General features: G+C 54.2%; 13 protein-coding genes. 8 read left to right on the top strand and 5 right to left on the bottom strand.

The annotated features are described in order from the left end of the window. Both ureB and PEH01S_RS23515 read right to left on the bottom strand, forming a co-directional pair. A partial coding sequence (ureB, locus tag PEH01S_RS23510) for an urease subunit beta (RefSeq protein WP_127488383.1) occupies nucleotides 1–202 on the bottom strand: 202 nt, incomplete at its 3' end. Between the two features lie 97 nt (nucleotides 203–299). Continuing rightward, complete coding sequence (locus tag PEH01S_RS23515) at nucleotides 300–608, bottom strand: urease subunit gamma (protein WP_025850053.1); 309 nt, start codon at nucleotides 606–608, stop codon at nucleotides 300–302. A gap of 291 nt (nucleotides 609–899) precedes the next feature. On the opposite strand from PEH01S_RS23515, the gene urtA reads away from it, so the two are divergent. The 5 genes from urtA (at nucleotide 900) to urtE (ending at nucleotide 5,991) form a co-directional block, all read left to right on the top strand. Next, complete coding sequence (gene urtA / locus PEH01S_RS23520; RefSeq protein WP_025850052.1) at nucleotides 900–2,183, top strand: urea ABC transporter substrate-binding protein; 1,284 nt, start codon at nucleotides 900–902, stop codon at nucleotides 2,181–2,183. Between the two features lie 153 nt (nucleotides 2,184–2,336). Then, complete coding sequence (gene urtB, locus PEH01S_RS23525) at nucleotides 2,337–3,242, top strand: urea ABC transporter permease subunit UrtB (protein WP_025850051.1); 906 nt, start codon at nucleotides 2,337–2,339, stop codon at nucleotides 3,240–3,242. Between the two features lie 80 nt (nucleotides 3,243–3,322). Then, on the top strand, nucleotides 3,323–4,432 hold the full coding sequence (gene urtC, locus PEH01S_RS23530) for an urea ABC transporter permease subunit UrtC (protein WP_025850050.1): 1,110 nt from the start codon (nucleotides 3,323–3,325) through the stop codon (nucleotides 4,430–4,432). A 19-nt stretch (nucleotides 4,433–4,451) separates the two neighbouring features. Continuing rightward, entirely contained in the window at nucleotides 4,452–5,243 is a 792-nt protein-coding gene (urtD, locus tag PEH01S_RS23535; protein WP_025850049.1) for an urea ABC transporter ATP-binding protein UrtD, read from the top strand. Continuing rightward, nucleotides 5,236–5,991, top strand: a complete 756-nt coding sequence (gene urtE, locus PEH01S_RS23540) for an urea ABC transporter ATP-binding subunit UrtE (RefSeq protein WP_051570441.1) — start codon at nucleotides 5,236–5,238, stop codon at nucleotides 5,989–5,991. The genes urtD and urtE overlap by 8 nt, the downstream gene beginning before the upstream one ends. 73 nt (nucleotides 5,992–6,064) lie before the next feature. Here urtE and PEH01S_RS23545 read toward each other — a convergent pair whose 3' ends face one another. After that, nucleotides 6,065–7,279, bottom strand: a complete 1,215-nt coding sequence (locus PEH01S_RS23545) for a cytochrome P450 (protein ID WP_025850047.1) — start codon at nucleotides 7,277–7,279, stop codon at nucleotides 6,065–6,067. 378 nt (nucleotides 7,280–7,657) lie between these two features. Between PEH01S_RS23545 and PEH01S_RS23550 the strand changes: the two genes are divergently transcribed. Together PEH01S_RS23550 and PEH01S_RS23555 are read left to right on the top strand one after the other, a co-directional pair. Further along, nucleotides 7,658–8,026, top strand: coding sequence for a hypothetical protein (locus tag PEH01S_RS23550; protein ID WP_025850046.1), 369 nt, complete (start codon nucleotides 7,658–7,660; stop codon nucleotides 8,024–8,026). Nucleotides 8,027–8,144: 118 nt separating this feature from the next. Beyond that, the gene (locus PEH01S_RS23555) at nucleotides 8,145–9,095 is read left to right on the top strand and encodes a hypothetical protein (RefSeq protein WP_127488385.1); all 951 of its coding nucleotides are present in this window, start codon (nucleotides 8,145–8,147) and stop codon (nucleotides 9,093–9,095) included. A gap of 48 nt (nucleotides 9,096–9,143) precedes the next feature. Here PEH01S_RS23555 and PEH01S_RS23560 read toward each other — a convergent pair whose 3' ends face one another. Together PEH01S_RS23560 and PEH01S_RS23565 are read right to left on the bottom strand one after the other, a co-directional pair. Beyond that, nucleotides 9,144–9,977 carry a LytR/AlgR family response regulator transcription factor gene (locus PEH01S_RS23560; RefSeq protein ID WP_025850044.1) on the bottom strand — a complete coding sequence of 278 codons (834 nt, stop codon included), beginning with the start codon at nucleotides 9,975–9,977 and terminating at the stop codon, nucleotides 9,144–9,146. A gap of 39 nt (nucleotides 9,978–10,016) precedes the next feature. Beyond that, nucleotides 10,017–11,720 (bottom strand): sensor histidine kinase, encoded by a 1,704-nt coding sequence (locus tag PEH01S_RS23565; protein WP_164828007.1) that lies wholly within the window; start codon nucleotides 11,718–11,720, stop codon nucleotides 10,017–10,019. A 237-nt stretch (nucleotides 11,721–11,957) separates the two neighbouring features. Between PEH01S_RS23565 and PEH01S_RS23570 the strand changes: the two genes are divergently transcribed. Further along, the gene (locus PEH01S_RS23570; RefSeq protein WP_025850042.1) at nucleotides 11,958–12,791 is read left to right on the top strand and encodes an aldo/keto reductase; all 834 of its coding nucleotides are present in this window, start codon (nucleotides 11,958–11,960) and stop codon (nucleotides 12,789–12,791) included. The last annotated feature ends 108 nt before the right edge of the window (nucleotides 12,792–12,899 follow it).

Consider the following 12,899-nt stretch of genomic DNA (forward strand, 5'->3'; position numbering starts at 1 on the left):
CCGTGCCGGCGGGAATGTCGAGCCGCATCCCGAAAGCCTCGGCCCGGTCGAACGAAAGCGCCCGGTTGACTTCAAAAAAATGATAATGAGACCCGACCTGCACCGGCCGGTCCCCCGTATTCACAACGACGAGGTCCGACTTTTCTTTTCCTTCGTTCAGTTCGATCGATCCCGGCTTGGTCCGGTATTCGCCAGGTATCATAATCGCTCTCCTCCCTGCGCCGGCTCTCCTGCGCTGCGCACGAAAGCCGCCCAATATATTTCTCATGAATGAAAGGCAGCCCATAGACCAGCAACGATTAACCTTTCCGAATCGGCTGATGGACCGTGACCAGCTTCGTCCCGTCCGGGAAGGTCGCCTCCACCTGCACCTCGTGAATCATTTCCGGCACGCCTTCCATGACCTGCTCCGCACAGAGCACCGTCGTTCCATGCTGCATTAACTGCGCTACCGTCATCCCGTCGCGCGCTCCTTCCATGATCTCGGAGGTAATGAGCGCCACGCTTTCCGGGTAGTTCAGCTTCACGCCGCGCGCCAGCCGCCGCCGGGCCACATCGGCCGCCACGGTGACGAGCAGCTTCTCTTTCTCGCGTTCCGTCAAATACATGAAACACCTCCAAAATCCGAATATAACTTTCCATTGCGCTTATTATATTTGGAATTCCCCATGGTGTAAATCTTTTTATGTAATATTATATAACATAATTTCGATAAAAAGAGCATTTCACTCACGAAAACGATAAAAATCCCACTTAATACCTCACACAAAAAAAGAAAATCCCCCACAAAAAGCATCAGTTAATTTAATTTATGTAATATATATTGACATATAAATCACACTTGAATATGATAAGGCATGTAAGTTTGCTGAAAACCATTATTTGGGGGAGCTGAAGTCATGAAACCTGCAAAAAAAGGAATTACCGCCTTAATGGCCGTCTGCCTGAGCCTTTCAGCACTGCTTGCGGGCTGCGCTTCGGGAACGAAGCCTGCGGCCACCGCTTCGGACAGCGGCGCAAAGACGGAAGCCAAAGCCGAAGCCCCGAAAGACAGCGGCGACAATACCGTTCCCGTCGGCATCCTGCACTCCTTAACCGGCACGATGTCGATCAGCGAAGTGTCCGTCCGCGACGCGACGCTGATGGCAATCGAAGAGATCAATCAGGCCGGAGGCGTGCTGGGCAAACAGCTCAGGCCGATCGTCGAAGACGGCGCATCGGACTGGCCGACCTTCGCCGAGAAGACGAAAAAGCTGCTGCAAAAAGATAAAGCGGCCGTCATCTTCGGCGGTTGGACGTCGGCAAGCCGCAAAGCGGTACTGCCCGTCGTCGAACAGAACAAAGGACTTTTCTTCTATCCCGTACAATACGAAGGGCTCGAAAGCTCGCCCAACATCTTCTACACCGGCGCGACGACCAACCAGCAGATCGTCCCGGCCGTCACCTGGCTGCTGCAAAACAAAGGCAAGAAATTTTTCCTGCTCGGCTCCGACTATGTGTTTCCGCGCACGGCCAACAAAATCATTAAAGAGCAGTTGAAAGCCGAAGGCGGCACCCTGATTGCCGAGGAGTACACCCCGCTCGGCCATACCGACTACAACACGATCATTAGCAAAATCAAGAAAGAAAAGCCGGACGTCGTGTTCAATACGCTGAACGGCGACAGCAACGTAGCCTTTTTCAAGCAGCTGAAGGATGCGGGCATCACTTCCAAAGACTTGACCACGCTGTCCGTCAGCGTCGCGGAAGAAGAAATCCGCGGGATCGGCGCTTCCGTGCTGGAAGGCCATTACGCCGCATGGAACTATTTTCAAACGACCGACACGCCGGAGAACAAAAAGTTCGTCGAAGCCTACAAGGCGAAATACGGCAAAGACCGCGTGACCGACGACCCGATCGAAGCGGGCTACTTCGGCGTCTATCTGTGGGCGGAAGCCGTGAAAAAAGCCGGCTCCTTCGACGTCGACAAAGTGAAAGCGGCAGCGAAAGGCATCGAGTTTAACGCGCCGGGCGGCAAGGTCAAAATCGACGGCGACAACCAGCATGTCTACAAGACCGTACGTATCGGCGAAGTCCAACCGGACGGCCAGTTCAAGGAGGTTTGGAACTCCGGCCAGCCGGTCAAACCGGATCCGTTCCTTAAAACGTACCCTTGGGGCGCAGCCGTTTCGCCGGGCAAGTAACGCCAGCCATTGCCCGGCCATATCGCATCTCGTTTAACCGTCGGGCACGCTTTGATTCAACAGAGAAATGACAGGGCTGCCTTCGGGCAGTCCCTGCGCGCTTCGGGCAAGCTTTCGCCGCATGTTTTCAAGAGAAAAGGAGGTTATGAACGGATGAGTCTGTTATTTCTGCAGTTGTTTAACGGGATCTCGCTCAGCTCCATCCTGCTGCTGATCGCGCTCGGGCTCGCTATCACGTTCGGCCTCATGAACGTCATCAATATGGCGCACGGCGAGTTCATTATGATCGGCGCGTACATGACGTACATGATCCAAAAATGGTTTATCTCCGCCTTTCCGCCCTCCGCTTTTGGCTGGTATTTCGCGCTTTCGCTTGCGGCCGCCTTTCTCGCCGCCTTTGCGATCGGCTGGCTGCTCGAAAAGACCTTGATCCGCTTCCTGTACGGCCGGCCGCTCGACAGCCTGCTGGCTACTTGGGGCGTCAGCCTCGTTCTGCAGCAGCTCGCCCGCTCGATTTTCGGCGCGCCGAACGTCGCGGTCCAAGCGCCGGGCTGGCTGGAAGGCGGCCTCGCCCTCGGCGGCGAATTGACGCTGCCGTATAAACGGCTGTTTATCATCGGGCTCGTCATCATCTGCATCATCGGCATTTACCTGTACTTGTACCGCACGCGGGGCGGCCGCAGCATGCAGGCTGTTATGCAAAACCGCAGCATGGCCGCTTGTCTCGGCATCTCGACGCGCAGGGTCGACGCATTCGGCTTCGCCCTCGGCTCCGGGATGGCCGGGATTGCAGGCTGCGCGCTGACGCTGCTCGGTCCGATCGGCCCTTCCATCGGCACCTACTATATCGTGGACGCGTTCATGGTCGTCGTTCTTGGCGGCGTCGGCAAAATCGTCGGCACAGTCGCCGGCGCGCTCGGTATCGGCGTGCTGAATACGGCGCTGGAATACACGACGAGCGCCACGCTCGGCAAGGTCATCGTCTTCACGCTGATCATCGCCTTCCTCCAATGGAAGCCTTCCGGGCTGGTCACCATGAAATCGCGGGCGCTCGATTAAACCCGGTAACGCCGCCGGTCCGCTTTATGCCGCGCCCGGATCGCCGCCCCATTCTTTTTTGTCGAAAGGAGTGCACCACCATGACATTTTCCGTCAGCAACACGAAAGTCAAAATCGCGCTCACCGTTGCCCTTGCGGCGCTGATGCTGCTCGCGCCCGCTTTCTTGTCCGAATTCCGCCTGTCGCTGCTCGGCAAATTTCTCGCGTACGCGGTGCTGGCCATGGGTCTCGATATGATCTGGGGCTTCACCGGCATCTTGAGCCTCGGCCACGGCGTCTATTTCGGACTCGGCGCATACGGCATGGCGATGCATTTGAAGCTTGCCGCTTCCCCCGAAGGGCTGCCGGATTTCATGTCCTGGAGCGGCGTCGAGAAGCTGCCCTGGTTCTGGGCTCCCTTCCAATCCGCAGGCGCAGCCATCGTATTGTCGCTGCTGGTGCCCACCGTCGTCGCCTTCATTCTCGGCTACCTGACGTTCCGCAACCGGATTCGGGGCACTTTTTTCTCCATCCTGTCCCAAGCGCTGGTCATCATCACGGTTACGCTGTTCGTCGGGCAGCAGGGGTATACCGGCGGTACGAACGGCTTGACCAACTTCGATACGTTTCTTGGCCTGAAGCTGGCCGATCCTTCCGTGAAGCTGGCGCTGTACTACGCAACCGCCGCAGCCGTCCTGCTGACGCTGCTGCTGTGCCTGGGGCTGGCCTCCAGCCGTCTCGGCAAAATTTTGACCGCCGTCCGCGATGCCGAAAACCGCGTCCGTTTCATCGGGTACGATCCGGTCGTCTATAAGGTGTTCATCTACTGCGTTTCGGCTGCCCTCGCCGGACTGGCCGGCATGCTGTTCGTCCTGCAGGAAGGAATCATCTCCCCGGCACAGATGGGCATCGTTCCTTCCATCGAAATGGTGCTTTGGGTCGCCATCGGCGGTCGCGCCACCATCGTCGGAGCCATTCTGGGCACGGTCCTGACCAACGCCGCCAAGACGACGTTCAGCGAAGCTTATCCCGATTGGTGGCCGGTCATCATGGGCGCCATGTTCGTCGTCGCCACACTCTTCCTGCCGAAAGGGATCGTCGGCACCTGCAAGGACTGGGTCCAAACATGGGGCCGGGGCTCCGGCAAAGCGGTATCCGTCTTGAACCCGGCGGCTCCGCTCGCCTATAGCGAGCTAAAAAAAACGCAATAACCCAAGGAGGCATGCGAAGATGACTTACACGGAAACGTCCCCCAGAAAAAGAGCGCACGCGCCCCTCGTCCGCGTGGAAGAGCTGGAAGTCAGCTTCGACGGCTTTAAGGCGATCAACGGTTTGAATTTTTCGCTTGAGCCGGGAGAGCTTCGGTTCCTGATCGGTCCGAACGGCGCGGGCAAAACGACGCTGCTCGACGTGCTGTGCGGCAAAGTGAAGCCGTCCAAAGGGCGCGTGCTGTTCAAAGGGCACACCGATCTGGCGCGCCATCAGGAGCATCAGATCGCCCAGCTCGGCATCGGCCGCAAGTTTCAAGCGCCGTCGATCTTCATGTCGCTGACGGTCGCGGAAAATTTGCTTCTGGCGATGCGGCAAAAGCGCGGCCTGCTCAGCACGCTGGTCGCCAGAACGACCCCGGAGCAGCGCGCCCGGCTGCATCATTACCTGGAGCTGATCGGCCTAGCCGATCAAGCGAAGGCGAACGCGGGCTCGCTGTCGCACGGCGAGAAGCAGTGGCTGGAGATCGGCATGCTGCTGATCCAGGAGCCGGAGCTGCTGCTGCTCGACGAACCGGCCGCCGGCATGACCGACCGGGAGACGGAGAAAACCGGCGAGCTGCTCCACCGCATCAACGACCGCCAAACCGTCGTTGTCGTCGAGCACGACATGGAATTCGTGCGGCAGTTCGCCAAAACCGTCACCGTCATGCACGAAGGCACCGTGCTGCGTGAAGGCACGATGCAGGACATTCAGAACGACGACAAGGTCGCGGAAGTTTATCTCGGAAGGCGGGGCGAACGGCATGAATGAGACGAGCGGCAACGGTTCTTCGCACGCTTCCCTCCCCACAGGCGGAGCGCTGGAGCTGCAGGGCGTGGAGGCCGGCTACGGCGAAAGCATAATTTTGCGCGGTGTAAGCCTCCAGGTCCGGCCCGGGCAGGTCGTCTGCCTGATGGGCCGCAACGGCGTCGGCAAAACGACGCTGATGAAGACGATCATGGGGCTCCTCAGAGCGAAAAAAGGAACGATCCGCTACGCCGGTACCGACTATACGGCGAAGACGCCGGATATCCGGGCGAAGGCGGGCATCGGGTATGTACCGCAAGGCCGGGACATCTTCCCGCAGCTTACCGTCGAAGAAAACCTGCGGCTCGGCTTGGAAGCGGCCGACACGAAGCTGCGCAATGCAGGCATTCCTGAATCGGTCTTCGCGCAGTTTCCTGTGCTGAGGGATATGCTGCGCCGCAAGGGCGGCGACCTCAGCGGCGGACAGCAGCAGCAGCTCGCCATCGCCCGGGCGCTCGTGGCGGAGCCGACCCTGCTGCTGCTCGACGAGCCGATGGAAGGCATCCAGCCGTCCATCGTGATGGACATCGAGCGCGTCATCGAGTCGATCAAAGCGAGCAAGCGAATGGGCGTGCTGCTGGTCGAGCAGAGTCTGACGTTTGCATCCGCCATTGCCGACTACTCGTACGTGCTGGATAAAGGCGCGATCGTCGCCGAGGGCAGCTCCGCCTCGCTCAGCGAGGAGCAGGTGCGCAGGCATTTGGCCGTGTGACAAATAAAGATCAAGGGCCAAAGTCCCTTGATCTTCCGTCTTTTTCGCTCCGGGAACAACAACTGCGCGTACGCTACCGCTCGACGCGGACGGGAAACTTGAAAAGATAGCCCGTCTGCCCAAGGTTTTCGCTCAAGCTCCAATGCTCGGGCAGCGTCAGCCCGGAATACCGCTTCATGAATTCGGTCAAACCGATGCTTGCCTCCATCCTCGCGAGCGGCGCGCCCAGACAGAAATGCGTCCCTTTACCGAACGACAGGTGCTGCTGATTATTCGGCCGGTTCAGATCGAACTGCTCCGCTTGAACAAAATGCCCCTCATCGCGGTTAGCCGAGCCGATCCACGCGATGACCGATTCCCCTTCCTTCATCTCCGCGCCGAACACATTTGTTTCCTGCGCAACTCGGCGCATCATGAACTGGGCCGGCGAGCGATAGCGCAGCACTTCCTCCACCGCCTTCGGAACGAGCGATAACTCGCTCCTGAGCAGCGGGTAAACGGAAGGCTGGTCGACCAGAAAGCAATAGAACGCATTGGAAATCAGCCTCGTCGTCGTCTCGTTCCCGGCAAAAAGCAGCCCGATCCCAAAATGAATAATTTCTTCGTCGCTCAAACGCTCCCCTTCGAGCTCGGCGATCGTCAAATCCGAGATGATGTCGTCTGTCGGACGGCTTCTTTTTTCCCGGATGATAGGCCGTAAGTAGTCCGCCATTTCCTTCAGCGCCTGCGCCCTAGCCCTCACGCTTTCGTCATAGGTGTCGCGGCTGCCCGGTGTGATGATCGCATCCGACCACAGCTTGAACTGCTTCCAATCGCTCGCCGGAACGCCCAGCAGCTCCGCAATAACGGTCACCGGCAAAGGAATTGCAAGATCATAGGCAAGATCAATCGTATCCTGCTCCCGGATTTGATCCAGACAATATTGCGCGACCGCGGCAATCCGCGGTTCCCATGTCTTAAGCGACTTTGGGGTGAACGCTTTGGCAACGAGCCCGCGTCTCTTGGAATGTAAAGGAGGGTCCATTGAGGTCAGGCTTTTCTCTTCCTCTCCTATAACCGGGAACGACGACAGCCTCCGGTCGTTTTTGCTGGAGAACAGCTGATAATCGGACAATACCCGCTCCACGTCCCGGTATAAAAAAACATTCCAAACCTTTTGCTTCGGGTCAAAATAGACCGGGTGGCTCCTTCTCATCTCCCGATACCACGAATACGGCTCGAACCGCTGCTCCTTCGCGCTGAATCCGGTGATCTCATCGGGGTAAACGATCTTTTCCGCGACCTCCACACTTACCGCTCCCTTCGTTTTTTTCTAGACAAAAACAACGACGGACGATTGACGGGTCTGCCATGATGAATAATGGTTTAAAACAAAAGTATTAAGTAATAAAAGATTATGTATGGTTAATTATATTAAAATAGGTTATATTTGTAAACCCGTTGTTACGGAAGATACTTCTGGGTCAAAGCTATGCGGCTCTGTCCCGAAGTCGATTCGAGCATTAACGTGTATTTTCGACATTCTTCACACAAGAAAGCGGCTATTTTTATCCAAATATCCTAAAAATGGAACAAAACACTTTTTTTAAGACATGATAAGGATGCTTCACATCAACGACGTCGTATCCGTGAAGTCAACTATTCGATTGATGGAGGGATTTCTGAAATGAAGGCTAAAGTAGCGATCGTAGCAAGCGCACTATTGGTTGCTGTGACAGGCTCGGCATTGGCAGGGTATGACAGCACACGTTTTACAGTAGACGGCGTGAAAATTAAGGGAGAGTTGGAATACGACGGCACAACAGCCAAAGCCAAAACACGCACGGTTGATGGTGACAAAGTAGACTATTTGAGCGTGGACGTTTCAATCAAGAAAAGCGACGGCAGCTCCCTTGGGCATAAACCAAAAACAGACACCAACGACGACTATGTTTCAACAAGAATCGAAGCTGACGGCGGAGCGTATGCAACAGGATACCATCAAGTAACTCATAATGGTGAAACCAATAGCAAAAGCACTTCCACTTCGCCGTAATGTTATATCCTAACGCTTGGAATGTCTGTTCACTTGAACAGACATTCCCTATTTTACAAGCATCATCAAAACCGCGTTTGGATTCACCATATTTGTTTTTTCGCCGGAGGGGATTTCATTGCGCAAGGTAATTAAACTTATACTCTGTGTTTTGCTCGGTTCGTCTATTGGACTTGCCTTTAACCTCACGGTAAGCTCGTTCATGCCCAAAGAGCCCACAACGTTTACGGAAAGTTACGGAATGAAACTTACAGATGCCCGAGGCGAAAAAGTCAGTCGTTTTTTTCTGGAACTCGATCATGGAAACGAAATGAACTATACGATTCATTTTACCAACGAATCGAGACAGGATGAAAATTTCTCGCTCTACCTTTTCATGGACTATATAAAAATACCGTTCTATGTGGACTCGGATCCCCATACGTCCGTAAACGAATACAAATTCAGCGCTGCAAAAGGCGCTTCCGTCAGCATTCCTGTCCGCATTCCCACCGATTCGCTGTCGCCCGATCTACACGCATTGGCCATCAGCATTGTCGCCAATAGAAACAATCCATGGGACCGGCAGGACAAAATCAAAGATTACTTCGGTATCGTCGGCCGATACACTATCAAAAAGTCCGGAAAAAACGAATTTACGAAAACCGATATCCCTGATCGTAGTTCCTATGCTTTCTCCAATTCGCCCGTTCGCGGGATCATGTTGAATCAGCAGTTCGAAAATGAAGATAAATTCGGCACGCTCCCCAAAGTCATTCAAGCGAAGCCGAATGAAAAAATAAAGCTGGCCATTCGTGCCGGAGGATTTGAAAAGGCCACCGATTATCTGGTGTGGCTGATGATGGATGACCAACAGCTCCCCTTCCCCGACGGCAAACCGTACTGGTGGTTTGAGACCCTGCCGGAGAAAGCGGTTTTGCGGGAAATCGAAATAAACGCCCCGGACAAACCGGGACGCTATGAGGTTTACGGCTACGTATTGAACAGCCCATGGGATACGATGACCGAGTTTTCTGGACAAGACATTGGCAGCCGATCCTCCCACAAAATTACAATTCAGGTGGACTAAACGTTGTGATGTCGAACAAAAAAGAGACGCGGTAAGCGGAACAGATTCCTACTGCCTTAACACCGCGTCCTGTACGCCTTTTTCCTCCGCCATGAGCTTGCGCGCCCGCTCAAAATGAGCAAAGCAGCTGCGGCTCAGCGTCAACGATTCGGGTACGCCATGGAGCAGAATCTCGTAATTGCCCGGCGTAATCAGATCGGCGCAAATTTTTTGAATATATCTCACGTTGACCAATTGGCTCTTGTTGCATTGGAAAAGAAGCGGCGAAGTCGCCGCATTCAGCTCCTTCAGGGTGGAGGAGGTATGAATCGTCTGCACCGTATTCGAATCCGTCCATTTGATCGAAATATGCTTGTAGTCCTTGGAGATGTAAAGAATCTTCTCCTCCTTGACATAAAGCTCCCGCTGGATGTTTCGCCCTTCCAAATCGCATATTTTTTGCTTGCAGCGGATCAAGCGTTCGTCGTTTAATCCGGCAGCGGGCGATTGCTTTCTTTTCTGCATCAAATGCTTCTTCGCCTTCTCCAAGCTTTTCTTGAACCGTTCGGAGGTTACGGGCTTCAGCATCAGGGAGAGCGAATCGATCTCAAAGCTTTCCTCCGCATATTTCATGTCCGTTAGCGCCGTGACCACAATAATGCAAGGGTCGTACCCCTTCGCCTTAATCAGTCGGCAAGCCTTCAGACCGGAAATATCGTCCAGGCTAATATCCGTAAGGATAAGGTCCGGCTGCAGCTCGATATACTTGTCCACCAGCTTGCTTCCCGATGATACCGTATCGACGACGATAAGCTGATGCTCTTCGGCGAAACGAATTAAAAGCTGCTTTTGTGCAAAATCGTCCTCCGCAATTAAAGCGGTCAGTCGTTCCTCTTGATTCAACTCTCGGGTCACCGCCTTATGGATCGTTTATTCGATGGTCTAAATTTGGATTTTGAACATAAACGTAGCGCCCGCGCTTTCAAAATCTTCTACCCATAATTGACCTTTATATTTTTGCACCAGCTCTTTTACCACCTGCAAGCCCAAGCCTTCGTGCCTGAATTTTGTGGAATAGCCGGCGCTTAGAAGCTGGGGCAGCTCCTCTTCGCCAATCGGCCTTCCGCGATTGGATACCTTGAAATACAGCAAACGGCCCGAGGTCCAAGCGGCCACTTGAACCAACCGCTCCTCCACCGGCAGCTTGACGGTCTCGTCAAACGCATTGGATATTAAATTGGTTGCCATGCGAATCAAATCGAGCGACTTCTCTCCGTTCAGCTTCAGGTCGCTCGTGACGGCGATGTCGTGCTCCAGCTTCACCTTCTGCTTGATCGCGCTGCTGACCGCAAATTGTACGATGGCGGACAGCGTCGGGTGTTGGATCACAACGACATCTTGAATTTCAACCACTTCTTTTACCAAAGCTTGCGTTACTTTCTCCAGCTCGTCGTATTCCTTCTTTTGCACATGGGCATGAATGGCATTGACAATATTGCCGACATCGTGATTTAGCCCCCGGATGGCCGTAAATAAGCTGTTCATGCTTTCCAGATAAATTTTCTCGGCGGAAATGACAGCCGCTGCAAGCTTGCTTCTTCGTATTAAAACAAACACGAAAGCCCCTAGCATCAGGAAGGACACGAAGCTAACCGTAAGAAGCGGCTCCGATTGACGCTTCAGCTCGTTCTGAATATAGCTGTAATCCGAGACGAGGCCGACCACCAGCGGCAGCCCGGTTTCGATGGGCACGAAGCTTTTGATCACGTCCCTTCCTTGAACGGTTGTCTGATAGCTGATCGTCTTTTTTTCCCGATGCGCCTGTCTGACCATCTCCACATCGTCGTCCGACTGCATGGCATACTGACCAAAAAAGATCTGACGCTTCGGATAAGGAATAACCAGCCGATTATTTTGCTTGACTTCGTAAATTCCTTTTCCGAAATGCTCGGCATTGAAGCCCGTGAGTTCGATCAGGAACGGTTTTTCTTTCTGCAGACGTTCGATGAAGTCCATGTAAGAAACCAAGGTGACATATTCTTCCATATCCTCCTGCCGGTAATACGGATCGATCATATAATCGCTCTGCCCGTCATGGTAGTATCCGAATTTATGAAGCGTGTTCGGGTCCGAGGATGCAACGTCCAGAGGTCCTGACCAGTAGTGGGGAAGTGTATAGCCTTCGGAAACCGAGACTTCCTCCCTATCCAGCAGTTGGTTCAAGGCCCGAAACCAAAAGCCTTCAAATTCTTTGGCAGATATATTTCGTTGGACGGGATTGGAGGAGCGCAAGGCGACGATATCGTCTCCCATACGCTGAAACAGCGTAATATCAGAAACGCCCAGCTCCTTGCTTAGTTCCGTCAACTTCTTGTTGCTCACCTGTTCCAAGCGCGGGGGCAGCTTGGTTTGCGCGAGCATGGCCGCCAAACGCAAATTTTCCGCCAGCAGCTTTTCGGCATAGTCGACGGACCGCAGGGAATGCTCGAAATAAACTTTGATATTGCTCGAGAAGCTTTCGACCTCGTTATGGTGATTGTTCATCAGCATCTGTTTCGTCGTATAATAGTAGAAGACGTTGCTCAAAGCGAGCAGGCACGTCACAGGCACGACAAACCACACGATAAAGGACGTCCGAAGCCTCATGCTTATTCCTCTCCTTGCCGATGCAGTGCGGCGACCGTTCTGGTGAAATAAGAAAGCATTCCACATTATTACCGTTTTTTCCTTAACTTACATAATAAACTCTTTTATACCGACGTTCAATAAGGAAGTTTGTACAAACCGACGGACTGCCCATGACCCGGACCGCTATTTTTCGTTCCGCCCCCGGTTGTGTTATCATGAAAGAGATTGAAATTTGTCCAAGGAGGGAATTTGAACATGACCGCGATTCAGCGAAACAGCGACACTACGGTGTTGAACAACGGCGTGCGCATGCCATGGCTCGGACTGGGCGTCTGGAAAACCAAGGAAGGCGACGAGGTCGTCCAAGCCGTGCAGCATGCGCTGGAAGCCGGTTACCGCTCCATCGATACGGCTGCCGTCTACGGCAACGAGACCGGGGTCGGCCAGGCGCTGCAAGCCAGCAGCATTCCGCGCGACCTGCTTTTCGTCACGACGAAAGTATGGAATGCGGACCAAGGCTATGACAGTACGCTTCGGGCTTTCGAGGAAAGCCGGCGGAAGCTGCAGCTCGAGGTCATCGACCTGTACCTCATTCACTGGCCGGTGAAGGGCAAATATAAAGAAACGTGGAAGGCGCTCGAAAAGCTGTATAAGGACGGCCTCGTCCGGGCGATCGGCGTCAGCAATTTCAAAGTGCATCATCTGGAGGATTTGCTGCAGGATAGCGAAATCGTTCCTGCGGTGAACCAAGTCGAATTCCATCCGCTTCTGAATCAGCAGGAGCTGCGGACCTTCTGCAAGGAGCATAAGATCCAGCTCGAAGCCTGGAGCCCGCTGATGCAGGGCAATCTCGATCTGCCGCTGCTAAGCGAGCTTGCGGACAAATACGGCAAAACGCCGGCACAGATCATTCTCCGCTGGGATTTGCAGCACGGGGTGGTCACCATTCCGAAGTCCATTCGCGAAAGCCGGATCCGCGAGAACATCGACGTCTTCGACTTCACCTTGTCCGACGAGGATATGGCGCGTCTGGACGGCTTGAACCAAGACCGCCGCTTCGGACCGGACCCGGATCATATTGATTTTTAGTTCGGGAAGAGCCCTTGTGAATCGAGGGCTCTTTTGGCATCCGGCAGTTACGGCGCAAAGTTTCGGTTAGCCGTTTCCTTTGGGGCTGCATATCATCGCTCTCCAATT

The sequence above is a fragment of the Paenibacillus ehimensis NBRC 15659 genome, assembly GCF_004000785.1.
In the GTDB taxonomy this organism is placed as follows: Bacteria; Bacillota; Bacilli; order Paenibacillales; family NBRC-103111; genus Paenibacillus_G; species Paenibacillus_G ehimensis.

Excerpts from the sequence above, each read along its gene's own strand:
- PEH01S_RS23515 (WP_025850053.1), bottom strand. The coding sequence starts at position 608 with ATGTATTTGACGGAACGCGAGAAAGAGAAGCTGCTCGTCACCGTGGCG.
- urtA (WP_025850052.1), top strand. The coding sequence starts at position 900 with ATGAAACCTGCAAAAAAAGGAATTACCGCCTTAATGGCCGTCTGCCTG.
- urtB (WP_025850051.1), top strand. The coding sequence starts at position 2,337 with ATGAGTCTGTTATTTCTGCAGTTGTTTAACGGGATCTCGCTCAGCTCC.
- urtC (WP_025850050.1), top strand. The coding sequence starts at position 3,323 with ATGACATTTTCCGTCAGCAACACGAAAGTCAAAATCGCGCTCACCGTT.
- urtD (WP_025850049.1), top strand. The coding sequence starts at position 4,452 with ATGACTTACACGGAAACGTCCCCCAGAAAAAGAGCGCACGCGCCCCTC.
- urtE (WP_051570441.1), top strand. The coding sequence starts at position 5,236 with ATGAATGAGACGAGCGGCAACGGTTCTTCGCACGCTTCCCTCCCCACA.
- PEH01S_RS23550 (WP_025850046.1), top strand. The coding sequence starts at position 7,658 with ATGAAGGCTAAAGTAGCGATCGTAGCAAGCGCACTATTGGTTGCTGTG.
- PEH01S_RS23565 (WP_164828007.1), bottom strand. The coding sequence starts at position 11,720 with ATGAGGCTTCGGACGTCCTTTATCGTGTGGTTTGTCGTGCCTGTGACG.
- PEH01S_RS23570 (WP_025850042.1), top strand. The coding sequence starts at position 11,958 with ATGACCGCGATTCAGCGAAACAGCGACACTACGGTGTTGAACAACGGC.